The organism is Variovorax sp. FW305-3-2-15-B-LB1, assembly GCF_058787635.1.
Genome location: NZ_JBYSZY010000014.1, coordinates 112,671 through 131,356 on the forward strand (window position 1 = coordinate 112,671; position 18,686 = coordinate 131,356).

At 68.2% G+C, this 18,686-nt stretch carries 19 protein-coding genes; 3 read left to right on the top strand and 16 right to left on the bottom strand.

Annotation, left to right across the window (positions count from 1 at the left end; translation table 11 throughout):
* The 16 genes from AC3WQR_RS11735 to AC3WQR_RS11810 all read right to left on the bottom strand — a co-directional run bounded on the left by AC3WQR_RS11735 (position 1) and on the right by AC3WQR_RS11810 (position 15,150).
* Positions 1-1,836: a family 2A encapsulin nanocompartment cargo protein cysteine desulfurase gene (locus AC3WQR_RS11735; protein ID WP_492742140.1), complete on the bottom strand. Its 1,836-nt coding sequence runs from the start codon at positions 1,834-1,836 to the stop codon at positions 1-3.
* A 66-nt stretch (positions 1,837-1,902) separates the two neighbouring features.
* Positions 1,903-2,835 (bottom strand): family 2A encapsulin nanocompartment shell protein, encoded by a 933-nt coding sequence (locus AC3WQR_RS11740; protein ID WP_492742129.1) that lies wholly within the window; start codon positions 2,833-2,835, stop codon positions 1,903-1,905.
* A gap of 64 nt (positions 2,836-2,899) precedes the next feature.
* Positions 2,900-3,169, bottom strand: coding sequence for a helix-turn-helix domain-containing protein (locus AC3WQR_RS11745; RefSeq protein WP_062470032.1), 270 nt, complete (start codon positions 3,167-3,169; stop codon positions 2,900-2,902).
* Positions 3,166-4,086, bottom strand: a complete 921-nt coding sequence (gene epsC, locus AC3WQR_RS11750) for a serine O-acetyltransferase EpsC (protein ID WP_062470029.1) — start codon at positions 4,084-4,086, stop codon at positions 3,166-3,168. Before epsC ends, AC3WQR_RS11745 begins: the two co-directional genes overlap by 4 nt.
* A 37-nt stretch (positions 4,087-4,123) precedes the next feature.
* The gene (locus AC3WQR_RS11755; protein WP_487846839.1) at positions 4,124-4,606 is read right to left on the bottom strand and encodes a rhodanese-like domain-containing protein; all 483 of its coding nucleotides are present in this window, start codon (positions 4,604-4,606) and stop codon (positions 4,124-4,126) included.
* Between the two features lie 472 nt (positions 4,607-5,078).
* Positions 5,079-5,294, bottom strand: a complete 216-nt coding sequence (locus AC3WQR_RS11760; RefSeq protein ID WP_007829250.1) for a TOBE domain-containing protein — start codon at positions 5,292-5,294, stop codon at positions 5,079-5,081.
* Positions 5,295-5,346: 52 nt separating this feature from the next.
* Entirely contained in the window at positions 5,347-5,943 is a 597-nt protein-coding gene (locus AC3WQR_RS11765) for a malonic semialdehyde reductase (RefSeq protein WP_062470026.1), read from the bottom strand.
* A 16-nt stretch (positions 5,944-5,959) separates the two neighbouring features.
* Complete coding sequence (locus tag AC3WQR_RS11770) at positions 5,960-7,249, bottom strand: O-acetylhomoserine aminocarboxypropyltransferase/cysteine synthase family protein (protein WP_492697054.1); 1,290 nt, start codon at positions 7,247-7,249, stop codon at positions 5,960-5,962.
* A gap of 36 nt (positions 7,250-7,285) precedes the next feature.
* Positions 7,286-8,116, bottom strand: coding sequence for an ATP-binding cassette domain-containing protein (locus tag AC3WQR_RS11775; protein ID WP_095745458.1), 831 nt, complete (start codon positions 8,114-8,116; stop codon positions 7,286-7,288).
* A 4-nt stretch (positions 8,117-8,120) separates the two neighbouring features.
* Entirely contained in the window at positions 8,121-9,080 is a 960-nt protein-coding gene (locus AC3WQR_RS11780) for an aliphatic sulfonate ABC transporter substrate-binding protein (RefSeq protein WP_492742131.1), read from the bottom strand.
* Positions 9,081-9,091: 11 nt separating this feature from the next.
* Entirely contained in the window at positions 9,092-9,943 is an 852-nt protein-coding gene (ssuC, locus tag AC3WQR_RS11785; RefSeq protein ID WP_139705945.1) for an aliphatic sulfonate ABC transporter permease SsuC, read from the bottom strand.
* An 8-nt stretch (positions 9,944-9,951) separates the two neighbouring features.
* Positions 9,952-11,121 carry an FMNH2-dependent alkanesulfonate monooxygenase gene (gene ssuD / locus AC3WQR_RS11790; protein WP_492742132.1) on the bottom strand — a complete coding sequence of 390 codons (1,170 nt, stop codon included), beginning with the start codon at positions 11,119-11,121 and terminating at the stop codon, positions 9,952-9,954.
* Positions 11,122-11,273: 152 nt separating this feature from the next.
* Entirely contained in the window at positions 11,274-12,233 is a 960-nt protein-coding gene (locus AC3WQR_RS11795; protein WP_070060841.1) for a sulfonate ABC transporter substrate-binding protein, read from the bottom strand.
* Positions 12,234-12,256: 23 nt separating this feature from the next.
* On the bottom strand, positions 12,257-13,294 hold the full coding sequence (locus AC3WQR_RS11800) for a sulfonate ABC transporter substrate-binding protein (RefSeq protein WP_492742134.1): 1,038 nt from the start codon (positions 13,292-13,294) through the stop codon (positions 12,257-12,259).
* 122 nt (positions 13,295-13,416) lie between these two features.
* Positions 13,417-14,001, bottom strand: a complete 585-nt coding sequence (gene ssuE / locus AC3WQR_RS11805) for an NADPH-dependent FMN reductase (protein WP_070060842.1) — start codon at positions 13,999-14,001, stop codon at positions 13,417-13,419.
* A gap of 99 nt (positions 14,002-14,100) precedes the next feature.
* Positions 14,101-15,150, bottom strand: a complete 1,050-nt coding sequence (locus tag AC3WQR_RS11810; RefSeq protein WP_492742135.1) for a sulfate ABC transporter substrate-binding protein — start codon at positions 15,148-15,150, stop codon at positions 14,101-14,103.
* A 138-nt stretch (positions 15,151-15,288) separates the two neighbouring features.
* Between AC3WQR_RS11810 and AC3WQR_RS11815 the strand changes: the two genes are divergently transcribed.
* Genes AC3WQR_RS11815 through AC3WQR_RS11825 form a run of 3 tightly spaced genes read left to right on the top strand, consistent with a single transcriptional unit; the run spans position 15,289 to position 18,352 of the window.
* Positions 15,289-15,564, top strand: a complete 276-nt coding sequence (locus AC3WQR_RS11815; RefSeq protein ID WP_013541095.1) for an oxidative damage protection protein — start codon at positions 15,289-15,291, stop codon at positions 15,562-15,564.
* Between the two features lie 7 nt (positions 15,565-15,571).
* Positions 15,572-17,380: an FAD-dependent 5-carboxymethylaminomethyl-2-thiouridine(34) oxidoreductase MnmC1 gene (gene mnmC1 / locus AC3WQR_RS11820; RefSeq protein WP_492742136.1), complete on the top strand. Its 1,809-nt coding sequence runs from the start codon at positions 15,572-15,574 to the stop codon at positions 17,378-17,380.
* A gap of 60 nt (positions 17,381-17,440) precedes the next feature.
* A complete protein-coding gene (locus tag AC3WQR_RS11825) occupies positions 17,441-18,352 on the top strand; it encodes a transglutaminase family protein (RefSeq protein ID WP_492742138.1) in 912 nt (303 codons plus the stop codon).
* Positions 18,353-18,686: the final 334 nt, after the last annotated feature.

Sequence of the window (18,686 nt, forward strand, 5' to 3'; positions counted from 1 at the left end):
TCAGCGCGTGCGCCGCTGGCCGGCGAGCCGCCGCACCACCGTCACCAGCCGATCGACCTCGTCGAAGGTGTTGTAGAACGCCAGCGACGGCCGCACCGTGGTCTCGACGCCGAAGCGCCGCAGGATCGGCTGCGCGCAGTGGTGCCCCGTGCGCACCGCGATGCCTTCGTCGTTGAGCGCGTGGCCCACCTCTTCGGTGGTGTAGCCGTCGAGCACGAAGGACATCACGCTCGCCTTGTCGGCCGCCGTGCCGATCAGCCGCACGCCGGGAATCGCACCCAGTTGCGCCATGCCGTACACCAGCAGGTCGTGCTCGTAGCGCGCGATGTTCTCGATGCCGACCTTGTTCACGTAGTCGATGGCTGCACCCAGGCCCACGGCATCGGCGATGTTGCCGGTGCCGGCCTCGAACTTGTTCGGGATCGGCTGGAACACGGTCTTCTCGAAGGTCACGTCGACAATCATGTTGCCGCCGCCCTGCCACGGGGGCATGTCTTCGAGCACCTCGCGCTTGCCCCACACCACGCCGATGCCGGTCGGGCCGAACACCTTGTGGCCGGAGAACACGAAAAAGTCGGCACCGATGTCCTGCACGTCGACCCGCATGTGCGAGACCGACTGCGCACCATCGACCAGCGCCTTCGCGCCCGCGCGGTGTGCCAGCTCGACGATCTCCTTCACCGGCACCACGGTGCCCAGCGCGTTCGAGACCTGCGTGACCGCGACGATCTTCGTGCGGTCGTTGAGCAGCTTGCGGTACTCGTCGAGCAGCACCTGGCCCGAGTCGTCCACCGGAATCACGCGCAGCTTCGCACCCTTGGCGGCGGCGAGCTGCTGCCACGGCACGATGTTGGCGTGGTGCTCGAGGTTCGACACGATGATCTCGTCACCCTCGCCCACGTGCTGGCCGCCCCAGCTCTTGGCCACGAGGTTGATGGCCTCGGTGGTGCCGCGCACGAAGATCACTTCGTCGACTTCGGGTGCATTGATGAACTTGCGCACGCGCTCGCGTGCGCCTTCGTAGGCATCGGTCGCACGCGCGGCAAGTTCATGCGCCGCGCGATGGATGTTCGAGTTCTCGTGCTCGTAGAAGTACGCGATGCGGTCGATGACCGATTGCGGCTTGTGCGTGGTGGCGGCGTTGTCGAACCACACGAGCTGCTTGCCGTTCACGCGCTCCTGCAGGATCGGGAAGTCGCGCCGCACGGCGTGCACATCGAACGGCGGATGCTGGCCGCTGCCGGCGAGCGGCACCGCGTCGGGACCGCGCGGATCGGGCTTGGCCGGTGTGACAAAGCCGTTGGGCAGACGCACTGCATCGACGAAGTAGAACTGGGCGTCGCGTCCGGCCGGCGCCGAAGGTGGGCTCGGTGGCAACGCGGGCTGCGCCGTTGGCGCGGCAAGGCCCGCGAACGGATCGTGGATCGCAAAGCCATCGCTGGCGCTGGCCACCGGATGCCCGTAGCTGTGGTTCAGGAAGTAGAACGGCGATGCAGAGGCTGCCTGCGGCGACGCAGGCGCCCCCACCTGCTGCGGCACGCCCTGCACCCCGCCGCCCGAGCGCGGCTCGAAGGCCGGCGCCACCGACAGCACCGCGTCCGGCACACCGTTGCCGGCGACCGCATGCGGCAGCAGTGCCGGCGCGCGGTTCGCGAGCGACGGCAGCTGCGTGGGCGATGCGGGCAGCACATTGGCGCCCGGAATCTGTCCCTGCGGGATCGGCGTGCCCGGCACGCTCGGCCCGAAGCCGGCGGGGCTCACCAGCGGCGAGCCCGGCGGTGCGACGTTGGCGGGAAACTGCGCGCCCGGCGGCGCGGAGAACATGGCGCTGGCCATGCGCGCGAGAACGGCCGGATCGAACGGCGCCTCGCCCGGGAACGTGGGTGTGCTGCTCACCGCGGCTTACTTGTAGGTGTCGGGATAGTCGTGGTACTTGCCGATCTCGACGTCGTCGAGCACGGCCAGCGCGTCGGTGGTCAGCACCGCGAGCGAGCAGTACAGCGAGATCAGGTACGACGCGATCGCATGGTTGTTGATGCCCATGAAGCGCACCGACAGCCCCGGGCTCTGTTCGCCCGACAGACCCGGCTGGAACAGGCCCACCACGCCCTGGCGCTTGTCACCCACGCGCAGCAGCAGGATCTTGCTCTTGCCGTCGGCCACCGGCACCTTGTTCGAGGGAATCAGCGGAATGCCGCGCCAGGCGATGAACTGCGAACCGAACAGGCTCACCGTGGGCGGCGGCGTGCCGCGGCGCGTGGCTTCACGCCCGAACGCGGCAATGGTCAGCGGGTGCGTGAGGAAGAACGCGGGCTCCTTCCACACCTTGGTCAGCAGCTCGTCCAGGTCGTCGGGCGTGGGCGCGCCGGTCAGCGGGAAGATGCGCTGCTCTTCGCTCACCTGGGCCAGCAGGCCGTAGTCGGGGTTGTTGATGAGCTCGCTCTCCTGGTTCTCCTTGATCGTCTCGATCGTGAGGCGCAGCTGCTCCTTGATCTGGTCGTGCGGGCTGCTGTACAGGTCGGAGATGCGGGTGTGCACGTCGAGCACGGTGCTCACGGCATTGAGGTAGTGCTCGCGCGGGTTCTCTTCGTAGTCGACGAAGGTGCGCGGCAGCTGGTTCTCTTCTTCGCGCGAGGTGCAGGTGACCTTGATCGACTCGGGGTTCTTGACCTTGTTGACGCGGTAGATGCCCGCCTCCACCGGCACCCATTGCAGCAGGTGCGTCAGCCAGCGCGGGCTGATGGTCTCGAGTTGGGGAACGGTCTTGGTGGCGTTGGCTAGCTGGCGGGCGGCGTTGTCGCCAAGGGCGGTGGTACCACCGACTGTTGCACTCATGGATCAAGGCTCCGTGGGTTGAGGAAAAAGTGATCGCCAGTGTCTGGCGACCACGGGTTTCCCCTCAACAGGCTATAGCCGCCAAGTTGATCCGCCGTGCAAGGCGCGACTGCTCCAGTTGCTCGCAACGCGCGAGCAGGTTGACGATGTTGATGCCCAGCGCGGTGGCCAGCTTCTGCGCCGTGACGATCGACGGGATCACGCGCCCGCGCTCGATCTCTCCCACGTACGAGCGGTTCAGATCGGAACGCTCGGCCAGCTCTTCCTGCGACCAGCCCTGCCCTTCGCGCAGCTGGCGCACGGTGACGCCGAAGTCTTCGACGAAGGCTTTCATACGCTGCCCGCCTTCGGTGCGCTGTTGTTCTGCAGGCTGGCCTGCGTGACGCTGGCACCGGGCTTCACGTCGTCGGTGATCCACACGTTGCCGCCGATGACCGCGCCCTTGCCGAGCGTCACGCGGCCCAGGATGGTGGCGCCCGCGTAGATGACCACGTCGTCCTCCACCACCGGGTGGCGCGGCAAACCCTTCTGCAGGTTGCCTTCGGCGTCGGTGGGGAAGCGCTTGGCGCCGAGCGTGACGGCCTGGTACAGCCGCACGCGCTTGCCGATGACGGCCGTCTCGCCGATCACGACGCCGGTGCCGTGGTCCATGAAGAAGCCCGCATCGATCGTCGCGCCCGGGTGGATGTCGATGCCGGTCTGCGCATGCGCCAGCTCGGCGACGATGCGCGCGAGCAGCGGCAGGCCGAGCTCATAGAGCCGGTGTGCGAGGCGGTGGTGAATCATCGCGAGCACACCCGGATAGCACAGCAGCACCTCGTCGACGCTGCGCGCGGCCGGGTCGCCCTGGTAGGCCGCGAGCACGTCGCTGTCGAGCAGCCGGCGCAGGCCAGGCAGCGCGTTCGCGAACTGGCGCACGGCTTCGGTGGCCGCGGCGTCGATCTCGCTCGCGGGGCGCGGCGCCAGCCGTGCGTTGAAGTTCAGCTCGAGCCGGGCCTGCACCAGCAGCGCCTGCAAGGCGGCGTCGAGCGTGTGGCCCACGTAGAAATCCTCGCTCTCGTGGCGCAGGTCCGGCGGGCCCAGCCGCATTGGAAAGAGCGCGCCCTTGAGCGACTCGACGATCTGCGCCAGCGCATCGCGCGACGGAAACTCGCGCGCACCGGGCTCGCGTGAGCGGCGCTGCGAATCGCGCCACTCGTCGCGCACCTCGTGCAGTGCGCGCACGATGTCGCTCACTTCGAATTGAGCCATGTGTGTTTTCCTCCCGTGTGTTTCTATCGATGGGGGTTCAGTCCTGCACCCACGGCAGGCCATGGAAACGCCAGCCGTCGGACCCGCCGCGATGCTGCCGCGCATCGATCTCACCCTCGAAGCCTTCGAGCACGTTGAACACCTGCGTGAAGCCGGCCTTGGCCGCGGCTTCGGCCGCCAGCGCGGAGCGCTTGCCGCTGCGGCACAGCAGCAGCACCACGGCCTCCTTGCCGCCGTCCTTGGCCAGCTTGGCTTCGAGTTCTCGCACGAAGCGCGGGTTGCGGGTGAGCGCGGTGCCCGTGGCCCAGGCCACGTGCAGGCTGTCGGGCACGTGGCCGACGAACTTGCGTTCTTCGCCGGAGCGCACGTCCACGAGCAGGGCGTGGCCGTCCTGCACCAGCTGCCAGGCCACGGGGGGCGTCACGCCGCCGGCGTAGGGCCAGTTCTTTTCGATGGCTTGCGCGCGCGCCTGTTCGAGGGCGGGCGGCAAGGCGATGACATCTTCAACTTCCACGGACATGCGGTTCGGCTCCTGTTGTACGTTGGTCATTCCATCTTCCTTGATGGCGATAACCACCACTGTAGGAGTGCGAAGGCCAAGGTCAAACGACTCAAAAGTCGATTCTTAACAACCTTGTGATCTATGGGGTGCTGGGTCTGGGTGCTTCAGGGCGCGCTCCCGCCGACGGGGTACCTTGCTCCGCGAATGTCCCCCGGGGCTTCGCCTCTCCTCCTTGATTTCGCTGCGCAAGGCACCCCATCGGCGTGAGCGTGTTCAGAGCGGTCGTTGATCGGCTGCACACCACCGCCGCGTCCCGTGCGCAGGACACTGGGTGCTTCCCGCAGCGAAATCAAGGGGGAGGCCGCAGGCCGGAGGACATTCGCGGAGGGAAGTACCCGGTGGCCTGCGCACACGCCCCGAACCAGCACCGCCGAAACGAAAAACCCCGGCACCAAAACAGCACCGGGGAATCGCAAAGCCCGAGGGTCCGTCAGAGCTTGGCGATCGAAACTTCGGTCGACTTCACGAGTGCGACCACATCGGAGCCCACCTTCAGCTGCAGCTCGTCGACCGAGCGCGTGGTGATGACGGAGGTGACGATGCCCCAGGCGGTTTCGACATCGACTTCGGAGACGACGTCGCCGCGGATGATCTCGCGGACCTTGCCCTTGAACTGGTTGCGGACGTTGATGGCTTGGATGGACATGGTGATTTCTCTTTCAGGGTTGACAGGGGTTGTGAGTGAAAACGGTCGGCGCTCAGACGATCTCGGCCACGTCGTCGAACGCCAGCCGGGGTCCGCGTTCGAAAGTGCCGGCGTGGTCGGCCACGCCGAGGTTGACGAGGAAGTTCGCGCGATAGCGGCCGTCGGGGAAGAAGGCCTTGTCGACGAGGTCGGCGTTGAAGCCCGACTGCGGCCCCGCGTCGAGCCCGAGCGCGCGTGCCGCCAGGATCAGGTAGGCGCCCTGCAGGCTGCTGTTGCGGAAGGCCGTGGCCTGCGCGGCGTCAGCGCTCTTCTCGAAGAAGGGCTTGGCGTCGTAGGCCGGGAACTGCGTGGGCAGGTGCTCGTAGAAGCGCGTGTCGTGCGCCACGATCACCGTCACGCCGGCCTGCAGCGTCTGCGCGGTGTTGCCCGCCGACACGGCCGGCTTCAGCTTCGCCTTGGCCTCCTCGCTGCGCACGAACACGTAGCGCGCAGGCTGGGCGTTGTAGGCGGTCGGGCCCCACTTCACGAGGTCATACAGCTGATGGATCAGCGCGTCGGTCACGGGCACCGGCTTGAAGGCATGCACGGTGCGCGCCTTGCGAAACAGCTGGTCCAGCGCGGCGTCAGGGATGGCTTGCAATGTGGTCATTTCTTGGAACGCTTTGTCAGTTCGATGCGGCGGCCAGGGCCTGGTCGAGGTCGGCAATCAGGTCGTCGATGTGCTCGATGCCCACCGACAGGCGCACCGTGTCTTCCGTGACGCCGGCCCTTGCCAGCTCTTCGGGCGACAGCTGCCGGTGCGTGGTCGATGCGGGGTGCGTGGCCAGCGAGCGCACGTCGCCAATGTTCACGAGGCGCGTGAAGAGCTTCAGCGCATCGAGGAACTTCGCCCCACCCTCGCGACCCGCGCCGATGCCGAAGGTCAGCACGCCACTCGAACGACCGCCGAAGTACTTCTTCGCCAGCGGGTAGTCGGCGTGGTCTTCGAGCGCGGCGTAGTTCACCCAGTTGACGGCCTTGCTCTGCTTCAGGTGCTGCGCCACCGCCAGCGCATTGCTGCTGATGCGGTCCATGCGCAGCGCCAGCGTCTCGATGCCCTGCAGGATCAGGAAGGCGTTGAACGGCGAGATGGCCGCGCCCGTGTTGCGCAGCGGCACCACGCGCGCACGGCCGATGTAGGCGGCCGGGCCCAGCGCCTCGGTGTAGACCACGCCGTGGTAGCTCACGTCGGGCTCGTTCAGGCGCTTGAAGCGCTCCTTGTGCTCGGCCCACGGGAACTTGCCCGAATCGACGATGGCACCACCGATGCTGGTGCCGTGGCCGCCCAGGTACTTGGTGAGCGAGTGCACCACGATGTCGGCGCCGTGCTCGATGGGCCGGCTCAGGTACGGCGAAGGCACGGTGTTGTCGACGATGAGCGGCACGCCGTGGCGGTGCGCAATTTCGGCGATGGCCGCGATGTCGGTCACGTTGCCCGCCGGGTTGCCCAGCGACTCGACGAACACCGCCTTGGTGCGCTCGTCGAACAGCTTCTCGAAGCTGCTCGGGTCGCGGTGGTCCGCGAAGCGCGTGGTGATGCCGAACTGCGGCAGCGTGTGGGCGAACAGGTTGTACGTGCCGCCGTAGAGCGCGGTGCTGCTGATGATGTTGTCACCGGCCTCGGCGATGGTCTGGATCGCGTAGGTCACAGCCGCCTGGCCCGAGGCCAGTGCCAGCGCGGCAATGCCGCCTTCGAGCGCAGCCACGCGCTGCTCCAGCACGTCCTGCGTCGGGTTGTTGATGCGGGTGTAGATGTTGCCCGGCACCTTCAGGTCGAACAGGTCGGCGCCGTGCTGCGCGCTGTCGAAGGCGTAGGCCACGGTCTGGTAGATCGGCGGCGCGACCGCGCGGGTGGTCGGTTCGGGCGAGTAGCCGGCGTGGACCGACAGGGTTTCGAATTTCCAGTTCTGCGACATGCGACTGCCTTTCAAAGGGGGAATGGATGAAACGACTCAGATCGCCCAGCGCAAGGCGTGGGCTTGAGGCGTGAGCCAGCTGGCATCGGTGCTTTCCACATCGGTCTCTTCGGACTTCTGCAGCACCCGGTCGAGGATTCGTTTTTCAATCGCGGCAAAGGCCGGGTCGCCCTGCGAGCGCGGGCGGGCCAGCGCGATGTTCTCGTCGAGCGCGATGCGGCCGTCTTCGATGAGGATCACGCGGTCGGCCAGCGCCACGGCTTCCTGCACGTCGTGCGTCACCAGCAGCGCGGTGAAGCGGTGGCGCTGCCACAGGTTCTCGATGAGGCGGTGCATCTCGATGCGCGTGAGCGCGTCGAGCGCGCCCAGCGGCTCGTCGAGCAGCAGCAGGCGCGGGTGGTGCACCAGCGCACGCGCCAGGGCCACGCGCTGGCGCTGCCCGCCCGACAGGCGCGCCGGCCATTCGTTCTCGCGGTCGGCCAGGCCGACCTGCGCCAGCACTTCCTTGCCGCGCGCCTTGGCATCGTTGGGCAGGCCCAGCGTCACGTTGTCGAGCACGCGGCGCCAGGGCAGCAGACGCGCCTCCTGGAACATGATGCGCGTGTCGTCGTGCAGGCCGCTCACGGCCTTGCCGTCGGTGTAGAGGCCGCCGGACGTGGCTTCCTCGAGGCCCGCGATGAGCCGCAGCAGCGTGCTCTTGCCGCAGCCGCTGCGCCCGACGATGGCGATGAACTGGCCCGGCTCGATGGTCAGCTGCGTGTTGCGCAGCACCTCGCGCGCGCCATAACGCTTGTGCAGGCCGCGCGCCTCGAGGCGCACGCCGCCGGCAATGGCTTGGGGTTGGATGTCTTTCAGAACGGCACTCATGAATTCAGGCCCCGGGGTTGAACAGCGCCACGTTCAGCGCATCGATTTTTCTGGGCAGCAGCTTCTCGGCGAAGAAGGCATCGGCGATGCGCTGCTGTTCGGCCAGCCCGCCGGCCACCACGGGCCGCACGGCGTAGCTGCGGCGGCTGTTGGCCTGCTCGATGGTCGGGGCGTCGAGCCCCCACACGGGCGCGAGCAGGGCCGCGGCCTCCTTCGGGTGCTGCTTGACCCACTTGCCGGTCTTCTCGAGCTCGGCGTAGACCACGCGCAGCACGTCGGGCCGCGCCTTCGCGAACTTGGTGCTCGCCAGGTAGTAGCGCTGGTACGACGCAATGCCCGCGCCGTCGGCCAGGATGCGCACCTTCGACTGGCGCTGGGCAGCGGCCAGGAACGGGTCCCACACCACCCAGGCATCGATGGCGCCGCGCTCGAAGGCGGCGCGGCCGTCGGCCGGTGTGAGGTAGGCGGGCTCGATGTCCTTGAACGACAGGCCGGCCTTCTCGAGCGCGGCGATCAGCAGGTAATGTGCGCCGGCCGCCTTCGCAAAGCCGACCTTCTTGCCCTTGAGATCGGCTACGGTCTTGAGCGGCGACTCGTCACGCACGACGATGGCCTGCGCGGCCGGCGACGGCGCTTCCTGCGCCAGAAAGGTCAGGTCGGCGCCGGCGGCTTGTGCGAACACGGGCACGGTGTCGGCCACGTCGGCGCTGATGTCCAGGTTGTCGAGGTTCAGCGCCTCGAGCAGCGGCAGGCCGCTGGTGAACTCGTGCCAGCTCAGCGAAACATTGAGCGGCGCGAGCTGCTTCTCGAGCGTGCCCTGCACCTTCAACAGCGCGATCAGCGTGGACGACTTCTGGTAACCGAGCCGCACCGTGGCGGGCCGTTGCTGCTGTGCCAGCACGGCACCGGCGCTGAGCGCACCCAGCGTCGCAATGGCGGTGCGGCGATTGATGAGGTGGTTCATGTGCCCTGCCCTCACTTCGCCGACTTCTTCTGGTAGCCGGGGTGCCAGCGCAGCCACCATTGCTCCAGGCCGCGTGCGAACAGGTCGGCCAGCTTGCCGAGCAGCGCGTACAGCAGGATGCCCACGAGCACGATGTCGGTCTGCAGGAACTCGCGGGCGTTCATCGTGAGGTAGCCGATGCCGGCCTGCGCCGAGATGGTCTCGGCCACGATGAGGATCACCCACATCAGGCCCAGCGAGAAACGCAGGCCCACGAGGATCGACGACAGCGCGCCCGGGAGGATCACCTCGCGGTACAGCTGCCAGCGCGACAGGCCGTAGGTGCGTCCCATCTCGATGAGCTGCGGGTCGACGTTGCGGATGCCGTGGAAGGTGTTCAGGTAGATCGGGAAGAACACCGACACCGAGATCAGGAAGAGCTTGGCCGATTCGTCGATGCCGAACCACAGGATCACCAGCGGAATCAGCGCCAGCGCCGGGATGTTGCGCACCATCTGGATGGTGGAGTCGAGCAGCGTCTCGAAGAACTTCACCGAGCCCGTGAGCAGGCCCAGCGCGAGCCCTGCGCCGCCGCCGATGGCGAGCCCCGCGAGCGCACGGCCCGCGCTCACCTTCACGTGCGTCCAGAGCTCGCCGGACACGGTGAGCGACCACGCGGCCTTGACCACGTCGAGCGGTGCCGGCAGCACGCGCGTCGAGAGCCAGCCCAGCGACGAGGCGATCTGCCAGACGACGATCAGCCCCACCGGCACCAGCCACGGAATGAGCCGCTTCGCGACGTTGAGGCCGAAGCCTCGCAATGCGTCCCCTGCGGTGTTCGACGCCGGCGCCACCGCCGGCAGTTCTTGTACTTGTTCGGTCATGCGTGTCCTCAGCTTTGGGAGACGAGGCGCGAGGGCGCGTCGAGGTTGGCGACGACTTCGCCGAAGGGGCCGCTCAGCGAACCGCCCGCGAGTTGTGTCTTGGCCTTGCGCGAGAGCAGCGGGAACACCAGCTCGGCGAAGCGGTAGGCCTCTTCGAGGTGCGGGTAGCCCGAGAAGATGAACTTGTCGATGCCCAGCGCCGCGTACTCCTCGATGCGCGCCGCCACGGTCTTGGCGTCGCCGACCAGCGCCGTGCCCGCGCCACCGCGCACCAGGCCCACGCCGGCCCACAGGTTGGGCGCAATCTCCAGGTCGGCACGCCCACGCTTGGCGCCGCCGGCATGCAGCGCGGCCATGCGGCGCTGGCCTTCGGAATCCATGCGCGCAAAGGCGGCCTGGGCGCGTGCAACGGTGTCGTCGTCGACGCGGCTGATGAGTTCTTCGGCGGCCTTCCAGGCGGCGTTTTCGGTCTCGCGCACGATCACGTGCAGGCGGATGCCGAACTGCACGCTGCGGCCCTGGCGCTCGGCGCGTGCGCGCACGTCGGCGATCTTCTTCGACACTTCCGCGGGCGGCTCGCCCCAGGTCAGGTAGGCATCGACCTGCTCGGCGGCCAGGTCGTGCGCCGCGGCCGACGAGCCGCCGAACCACACGGGCGGGTACGGCTTCTGTACCGGCGGAAACAGCAGCCGCGCGCCCTTCACGCTCAGATGCTTGCCTTCGTAGTCGTAGGTGCCGGTCTCGTGGCTGCGCGCGATGATCTCGCGCCAGATGCGGATGAACTCGGCCGACTGCTCGTAGCGCGCCGCGTGGTCGAGGTACACGCCGTCGCCTTCCAGCTCGGCCTGGTCGCCGCCGGTGACGAGGTTCACGAGCAGGCGCCCGCCCGAGAGCCGGTCGAAGGTCGCGGCCATGCGCGCGGCCAGGCTGGGCTGGTGCAGGCCCGGGCGCACCGCCACCAGAAACTTGAGCTTCTTCGTCGCGCCGATCAGGCTGGAGGCGATCACCCACGGGTCTTCGCAGGAGCGGCCGGTGGGAATCAGCACGCCTTCGTAGCCGAGGTGGTCGGCCGCGCCGGCGATCTGTTGCAGGTACGGCAGGTCGACGGCGCGCGCGCCTTCGCTCGTGCCGAGGTAACGGCTGTCGCCGTGCGTGGGGAGAAACCAGAAGATCTGCATCGGAAACTCTCGATCGTTCGTTGGCTTGCCCGTTCAGACGGCAAGCAGGAAAGGAAGGCGGCGCGCCGCGGACACGACACCCCAGGCGCGCGCCGTGATGGCCAGCACATGGCCGGCGCGTTCGTGCAGCGCAGTCGACAACACGGCGGCCATCACGCGATCCCCGCGCCGGCGGCTTCGAGCACGTTGATCTTTTTGGGGATCAGCTTGAGCGCGAAGAAGGTGTCGGCAATCTGCTGCTGCTCGGCCAGGATGGCCTTGGTGATCGGGCCCGTGCCGTAGGCGGTGCGGCCCTGCGACAAGTCGGCCACCGCCTTGGGCAGGCCCCAGATGGCCGACAGCTCGGTCGCCAGTTCGTTGCGATGGGCGGCGCCCCACTGGTCGATCTTGTTGACCTCTTCGATCGCAACGGCCAGCACGTCGGCGTTCTTCGCCACGTAGTCGAGCGACGAGAAGTAGTAGGCGCGGTTGCCGACCACGCCCACGGCATCGGCCAGGATGCGCGCGTCGAGCGACTGCTGCGCGGCGGCCAGGAACGGGTCCCAGATCACCCAGGCGTCGACCGAGCCTTTTTCGAAGGCAGCGCGCGCGTCGGCCGGCGGCAGGTAGACCAGGTTCAGGTCGCTGTACGCCAGGCCGTGCTTCTCGAACAGCTTGACGATGAAGTAGTGGACGTTCGAGCCCTTGTTGAGCGCGATCTTCTTGCCCTTGAGGTCGGCCACGGTCTGGATGGCCGAGCCCTTGGGCACCAGCACCGCCTCGGTCTTCGGGCGCGGCACCGTGGCGCCCACGTAGGCCAGCGGCGCGCCGGCGGCCTGCGCGAAGATGGGCGGCGCTTCGCCCACGTCGCCGAAGTCGATCGAGCCGACGTTCAGCGCCTCGAGCTGCACCGGGCCGGCCGTGAACTCGGTCCACTTCACGGTGGCGCCCAGCGGCGCGAGCCGCTTCTCGAGCGTGCCGCGGGCCTTGAGCACGCTCAGGTAGCCCTTCTGGTGGCCGATGCGCAACTGGCGCGCGGGGGCCTGCGCCAGGGCGGCGAACGACGACGGCAGCGCGAGGGCGGCGGCCGCGCCCTGGAGCAGGCGGCGGCGGGGAATGGCAATGCGGGTCATGAAATGGGGTCCTTCGAAACTGTTCAGGGCTGGGCCGTGACGACCGCGTCGCTGACCTTGATGGGCTTGGGAATGAGCTTCAGCGCGAAGAAGGTGTCGGCGATCTGTTGCTGGTCGGCCGCAACGGCGGCGGTGATCGGCTTCACGTTGAACTCGTAGCGGCGCAGCGCCAGCTCGACCACGTCCACGGGCAGGCCCTGCAGCGGCGCGATCAGCTCGGCGGCCTGGCGCAGGTTCTTCTTGAGCCAGATGCCCTGCTCCACCGAATCGGCGAACAGCGCATCGATCACCTGCGGGTGCTTCTTCACGAAGCCGCGCTCGCCCAGGTAGTACTGGTAGTTGTTGACCACGTCAGGCGCGCCATCGGCCAGCACGCGGGCGCCGGTGGCTTTCTCCGCGGCGGCCTGGAACGGGTCCCAGATCACCCAGGCGTCGACGTTCTTGCTTTCGAAGGCGGCACGGCCATCGGCGGGCGCGAGGTACACGGGCTGGATGTCGGAGAGCTTCAGCCCGTTCTTCTCGAGCTGCTTCACGAGCAGGTAGTGCACGTTGCTGCCCTTGTTGAGCGCGACCTTCTTGCCCTTGAGGTCGGCCACGAAGCGGATGGGCGAATCCTTGGTGACCAGGATGGCCTCGGCGCGCGGCGCGGCCGGGTCGTAGCCGAAGTAGACGAACTTGGCCCCCGCGGCCTGCGCGAAGATGGGCGGCGCCTCGCCGACATAGCCCACGTCGACCGCACCCACGTTCAGCCCTTCGAGCAGCTGCGGGCCGGCCGGGAACTCGACCCACTTCACGCCGAAGCCCAGCGGCGAGAGCTTCTTCTCCAGCGTGCCCTGCGCCTTCTGCAGCACGAACAGGCTGGCCGACTTCTGGTAGCCGATGCGCAGCTCGCCCCTGGCCTTCGTCTGCGTCTGGGCATGCGCCGAGGCGGCCGAGATGAAGCTCACGATGAGCGCGATGGCGGTGACGACGATGGCGCTGATGGCCAGGTCGCGCAGCGCCTGCCAGAAGGAGCGCGGCGCGACTTCGAACACGGAGTCTTCGGGAGCGACGGGGTTCATGCGGAATTCCTTGGTGCAAAAACGTGAGGCAAAGCGATCCCCCGGCCGCGCGCAGGCGGCTTCGAAAAACGGGGAACGGAAAGAGGTCTGGCCGGGGCCGGGTTCAGCGAGGAACCCGGTCGTCAGACGCTACATCGCACACGGGAAAAGGGAACCGGCTCGAAGCCATGGGTCGCCGGCAGCTTCAGGCCTTCGGTCGCGAGCACCTCGACGGCCTCGTTCAGGCGCTCCGCCAGGTCGTGGTGCACCTGGTAGGCGTTCTCGGGCGTCAACGCGATCTGCGAATCGCTCGCGTAGACGCCCGGCAGGATGTGGCGCGCCGACAGCGACTGCAGCACGGGCCGCAGTGCGTAGTCGAGCGCGAGCATGTGGTGCGGGCTGCCGCCGGTGGCCAGTGGCAGCACCGTCTTGCCCTTGAGCGCGTTCTGCGAGAGCAGGTCGAGAAAGACCTTCAGCACGCCGCTGTAGGCCGCCTTGTAGACCGGCGTGGCCACCACGATCACGCGGGCCGCCGCCACCTGGGCGATGGCACGCTCGATGGCCGGATGCGCCCACTCGGCCAGCAGCAGCGCCTGCGCCGGCAGGTCGCGGATCGCGAGCCGCTCGATGCGCGCATGGCGTTGGGCCAGCCGCTCGCCCACCGCGTCGAGCAAGGCGGTGGAGCGGGACGGGGCCGAGGGGCTGCCGGCAATCAGGAGAACGGACACGAGAAACTTTCGTTGGGCTTCAGGAGAAATTCAGGGCGAAGCGATCCCCGGCGCCCTCCCACGGGGTGCCACCAGCGATCGAATCCGGAACGGCTGCGCTTACTTCTGCTTGGGCGCGTAGATCTGGTCGAAGGAGCCGCCGTCGGCGAAATGCTCCTTGTCGGCCTTCGCCCAGCCGCCGAAGGCCTGGTCGATGGTCACCAGCGTGAGCTTGGGGAATTGCTTGTCGTACTTGGCCTTGGCCTTGTCAGACGTCGGGCGGTAGAAGTTGCGGCCGGCGATGTCCTGGCCTTCGTCGGAGTACAGGTACTTCAGGTACTCCTCGGCCACGGCGCGCGTGCCCTTCTTATCGACCACCTTGTCGACCACCGCCACGCTGGGCTCGGCCAGGATGGAGATCGACGGCACGACGATCTCGAACTTCTCGGGGCCGAACTCCTTCAGCGCCAGGAAGGCTTCGTTTTCCCAGGCCAGCAGCACGTCGCCCACGCCGCGCTGCACGAAGGTGATGGTCGAGCCGCGCGCGCCGGTGTCGAGCACGGGTACGTTCTTGTACAGGTTGCCGACGAATTCCTTGGCCTTCGCTTCACCGCCGTACTTGCGCTTGGCGAATTCCCAGGCCGCGAGGTAGTTCCAGCGGGCGCCGCCCGAAGTCTTGGGGTTGGGGGTGATCACCTGCACGCCGGGCTTGACCAGGTCGCTCCAGTCCTTCAGACCCTTGGGGTTGCCCTTCTTCACCAGGAACACGATGGTCGAGGTGTAGGGGGCGGAGTTGTGCGGCAGGCGCTTTTGCCAGTCGGCCTTGACGAGGCCGCCATGCGTGGCCAGCGCGTCGATGTCGCCGCCCAGCGCCAGCGTGGCCACGTCGGAATCGATGCCGTCGATGATCGAGCGGGCCTGCTTGCCCGAGCCGCCGTGCGACTGCTTGACGCTCACGTCCTGGCCGGTCTTGGCCTTCCAGTACTTGGCGAAGGCCTGGTTGTAGTCCACGTACAGCTCGCGGGTCGGGTCGTACGACACGTTCAGCAGCGTCACGGGGCCCTTGCCCCCCGCCGCGCCCTGCGAGAACGACGGCAATGCCGACAGGGCCAAGGCACCGGCCACGCCGGCACCCAGGGAAAGCTTGATAAAGTCGCGGCGAAGGCTCATGGTGTCTTGCTCTTAAAAAGGCATATCAATGAAGCCACGTATTCTGAATACGACATATAGGAACTGGAACGACCAAGTTTTCAGTTCTTAATAGCCAAATCAACTAAGCAACCGCTTTCCCCCACAAGAGGCAATCAAATGGCACGCATGGTTCAGTGCATCAAGCTCGGCAAAGAGGCCGAAGGACTCGACTTTCCGCCGTACCCCGGCGACCTGGGCAAGCGCCTGTGGGAAAACGTCAGCAAGGAAGCCTGGGCCGCCTGGCTCAAGCAACAGACCATGCTGGTCAATGAAAACCGGCTGAATCTGGCCGACCTGCGCGCCCGCCAGTACCTGGCCCGCCAGATGGAAAAGCACTTCTTCGGCGAAGGCGCCGACGTGGCGCAAGGCTACGTTCCCCCTCCTGCGGCCTGAGTCCGGCGTGGCCGCCGACGGCACCCCGCTCGGCGCGCGCTCCGGCGACACCTCCCCCCTCGACAACGACACACCGGCGCTTTCGCGCCGTGTGTTTTTGGACGGCTGCGGCCTGCCCGCCGCCTGGTCCGGGCGCCCGCAATGGCGGATTCTCGAAACCGGCTTCGGGCCCGGCCTTCATTTCCTGACAACCTGGCAGGCCTGGCGCGCCGACGCGCAGCGCCCGCGCCTGCTGCATTACGTCGCGGTCGACGCCCATCCGGCGCCGGCCGGCGATCTGCTGCGCGCGTCTGAAGCCGACCCGGCGCTCGCACCGCTCGCCGAGGAGCTGGCCCGCCAGTGGACCGGACTACTGCCGGGCTTTCACCGGCTGGCCTTCGACGACGGCCGCGTGCTGCTCACGCTGTGCGTGGGCGAACTGCAGCCGATGCTGCGCGCGCAACGCTTCGAGGCCGACAGCCTCTTCCTCGACGGTTTCGGCTCGGTGATGGCCTCGCCCGACACGCTCAAGGCGGTGTCGCGCTTCGCCCGCCAGGGCACCGGCCTCGCGGCCCGCACCGAGGATGACGGGGTGCGCCACGCGCTGGCGCAGAACGGCTTCCAGCTCGATTCGCGCCCCGGCAGCCTGCGCGGCGTGTTCGCGCCCGCCTGGACGGTACGGCGCCGCCAGCCGGTGCGCGAAGGCGTCGATGCGCCCGGCCATTGCGCGGTGATCGGCGCCGGGCTCGCGGGTGCTGCGGTCGCGGCCAGCCTTGCGCGGCGCGGCTGGCGGGTCACCGTGCTCGATGCGGCCGACGCGCCGGCCTCGGGCGCGTCGGGCCTGCCGGTCGGGCTGCTGGCGCCGCATGTGTCGTCCGACGACGCCTTGCTGTCGCGGCTCACGCGCGCCGGCATCCGCGCCACCTGGACGGAACTGGCGCTGCGGCTCGAGAACGGTCGCGATTGGGGCGCCCACGGGTCGCTCGAACGCCGCCCCGACGGCGACGTGCGCGTGCCCCCCGGCTGGAGCGCGGACGGACCAAACGAATCCTGGCCCGCACAGCCCGACCAGCTCGCCGCGGCCGGCCTGCCGCCCGACACGCCGGCGCTCTGGCATGCGCGCGCGGCCTGGGTGCGGCCGCACCGGCTGATTACCGCGTGGCTGGCTCAACCGGGCGTCGAATTCCGCGGCAACAGCCATGTGGCGCGCCTCGCACGCACGGACAGCAACTGGCAGCTGTTCGACGACACCGGCGCCCTGCTCGCCGAAGCCGACCGCGTCGTCGTGGCCGCGGGCTTCGCATCGCACCACTTCGCACCCGACCTGCCGCTGCAACCCGTGCGCGGCCAAGTCGCCTGGGGCCGCGCGGACCCCGCCGCCCTGCCCGTCACCCCCATCAACGGCGACGGCCACCTGATCGCCGGCGTACCCGACGGCCAGGCGCCGCAGCCGCTGTGGCTGATCGGCGCCACCTTCGACCGCGACAGCACCGATCTCATCCCCACCGACGCAGACAGCCTCGCCAACCGCGAACGGCTCGCGCGCCTGCACCCCGGTGCCGCCGCCGCGCTCGCGCCCGCCTTCGAACGCGGAGACACCCACGCCTGGGTCGGCGTGCGCTGCGCCTCGGGCGACCGCCGACCGCTGGTCGGCCCGCTGGCCCCGGGTGCCGACGAGGGCCTGTGGGCCTGCACTGCGCTGGGTTCGCGCGGCCTGAGCTTTGCCACGCTGTGCGCCGAGCTGCTGGCGGCGCAGTGGCACGGCGAGCCGCTGCCCTTGCCCGCGACGCTCGCCAAGGCGCTGGGCACGCAGCGGCTCTGGCCCGGATCGGACTGAATCGGCGCGTTCTGGGTTTCCCGTCACCCGAGGTCACGCGCGCACCGCACAATGCGCGCCATGGCCATCCAGTACGACATCACCCACACCACCGTCTACCGCTACAACAAGCCGGTGACCTTCGGCTTGCACCGCGTGATGTTCCGTCCACGCGACAGCCACGACCTGCGGGTGCTCGCCACCGACCTGCAGGTGAGCCCGCAGGCCCTCACGCGGCTGATCCAGGACCCGTACTCCAACTCCGTCGCGCTGGTGCAGCCGCTGGGCGAGGCGACCGAGCTGCGCATCGTCTGCTCGTTCACCATCGAGCACGTGCCGCCGTCGCAGCGTGACCTGCTCACGCTCGACCCGTCGGCCGAGTTCCTGCCCTTTGCCTATTCGGTGCAGGAGCGCCTGGACCTGGAGCACTACCTGCGCCCGCACCACAACGACGATGCCAACGGCACGCTGATCCGCTGGGCGCACCAGTTCCTGCACACCGACCAGCCCAACAGCACGCGCGACGTGCTCACGCGCATGAACGCGCACATCGGCCAGAGCTTCGAATACAAGGCGCGCGACGAGGAAGGCACGCAGACGCCGCTGGAGACGCTGGCGCTGGGCAGCGGCAGCTGCCGCGACTACGCGCTGCTGATGATGGAGGCCACGCGCCGTCTCGGCATCGCGACGCGCTTCGTTTCGGGCTACCTCTACGACGCCTCGCTGGACAACGACGCCACCGCGCAGGCGCCCGGTGAATCGGTCACCGGCGCCGGCAGCACGCACGCGTGGCTGCAGGCCTACCTGCCCGGCGCGGGCTGGCTGGCCTTCGACCCCACCAACAACCTCATGGGCAGCGGCCAGCTGATCCGCGTGGGCGTGGCGCGCGACCCCGCGCTGGCGGCGCCCATCTCGGGCAGCTGGTACGGCGACGCCGAGGCCTACGAAGGCCTCGAGGCCACGGTGGTGGTGAAGCGCCGCAAGGGCGGTTGAGCGCCCTTCTTTCTTGCCGGCGGTATCGCCGGCACGATCAAGTCGGTCTCCACAACCACACCGACAAACGCTGAAGCGACCTCAAAGTCTCGGTGCAGCCGCCGCGCGATCTTTTCCCTGCGACAGCGCCAACTAATCTAACGCCAAAGACAGCGCCTCGATCTGAGCAACAAGTGGACGTCTCATCGCTCGCAGAACGAAGCACGCGAATGAGGAAGGGGCCCGTGAAGAGATCACTCGTAAATTCAATGGGCAGGATGTTGGATTCCATCGATCTCTGACCCGAGATTTCCATTGAATACTGACCCACCCGCTTTGTGAGCCTGAAGGCTTC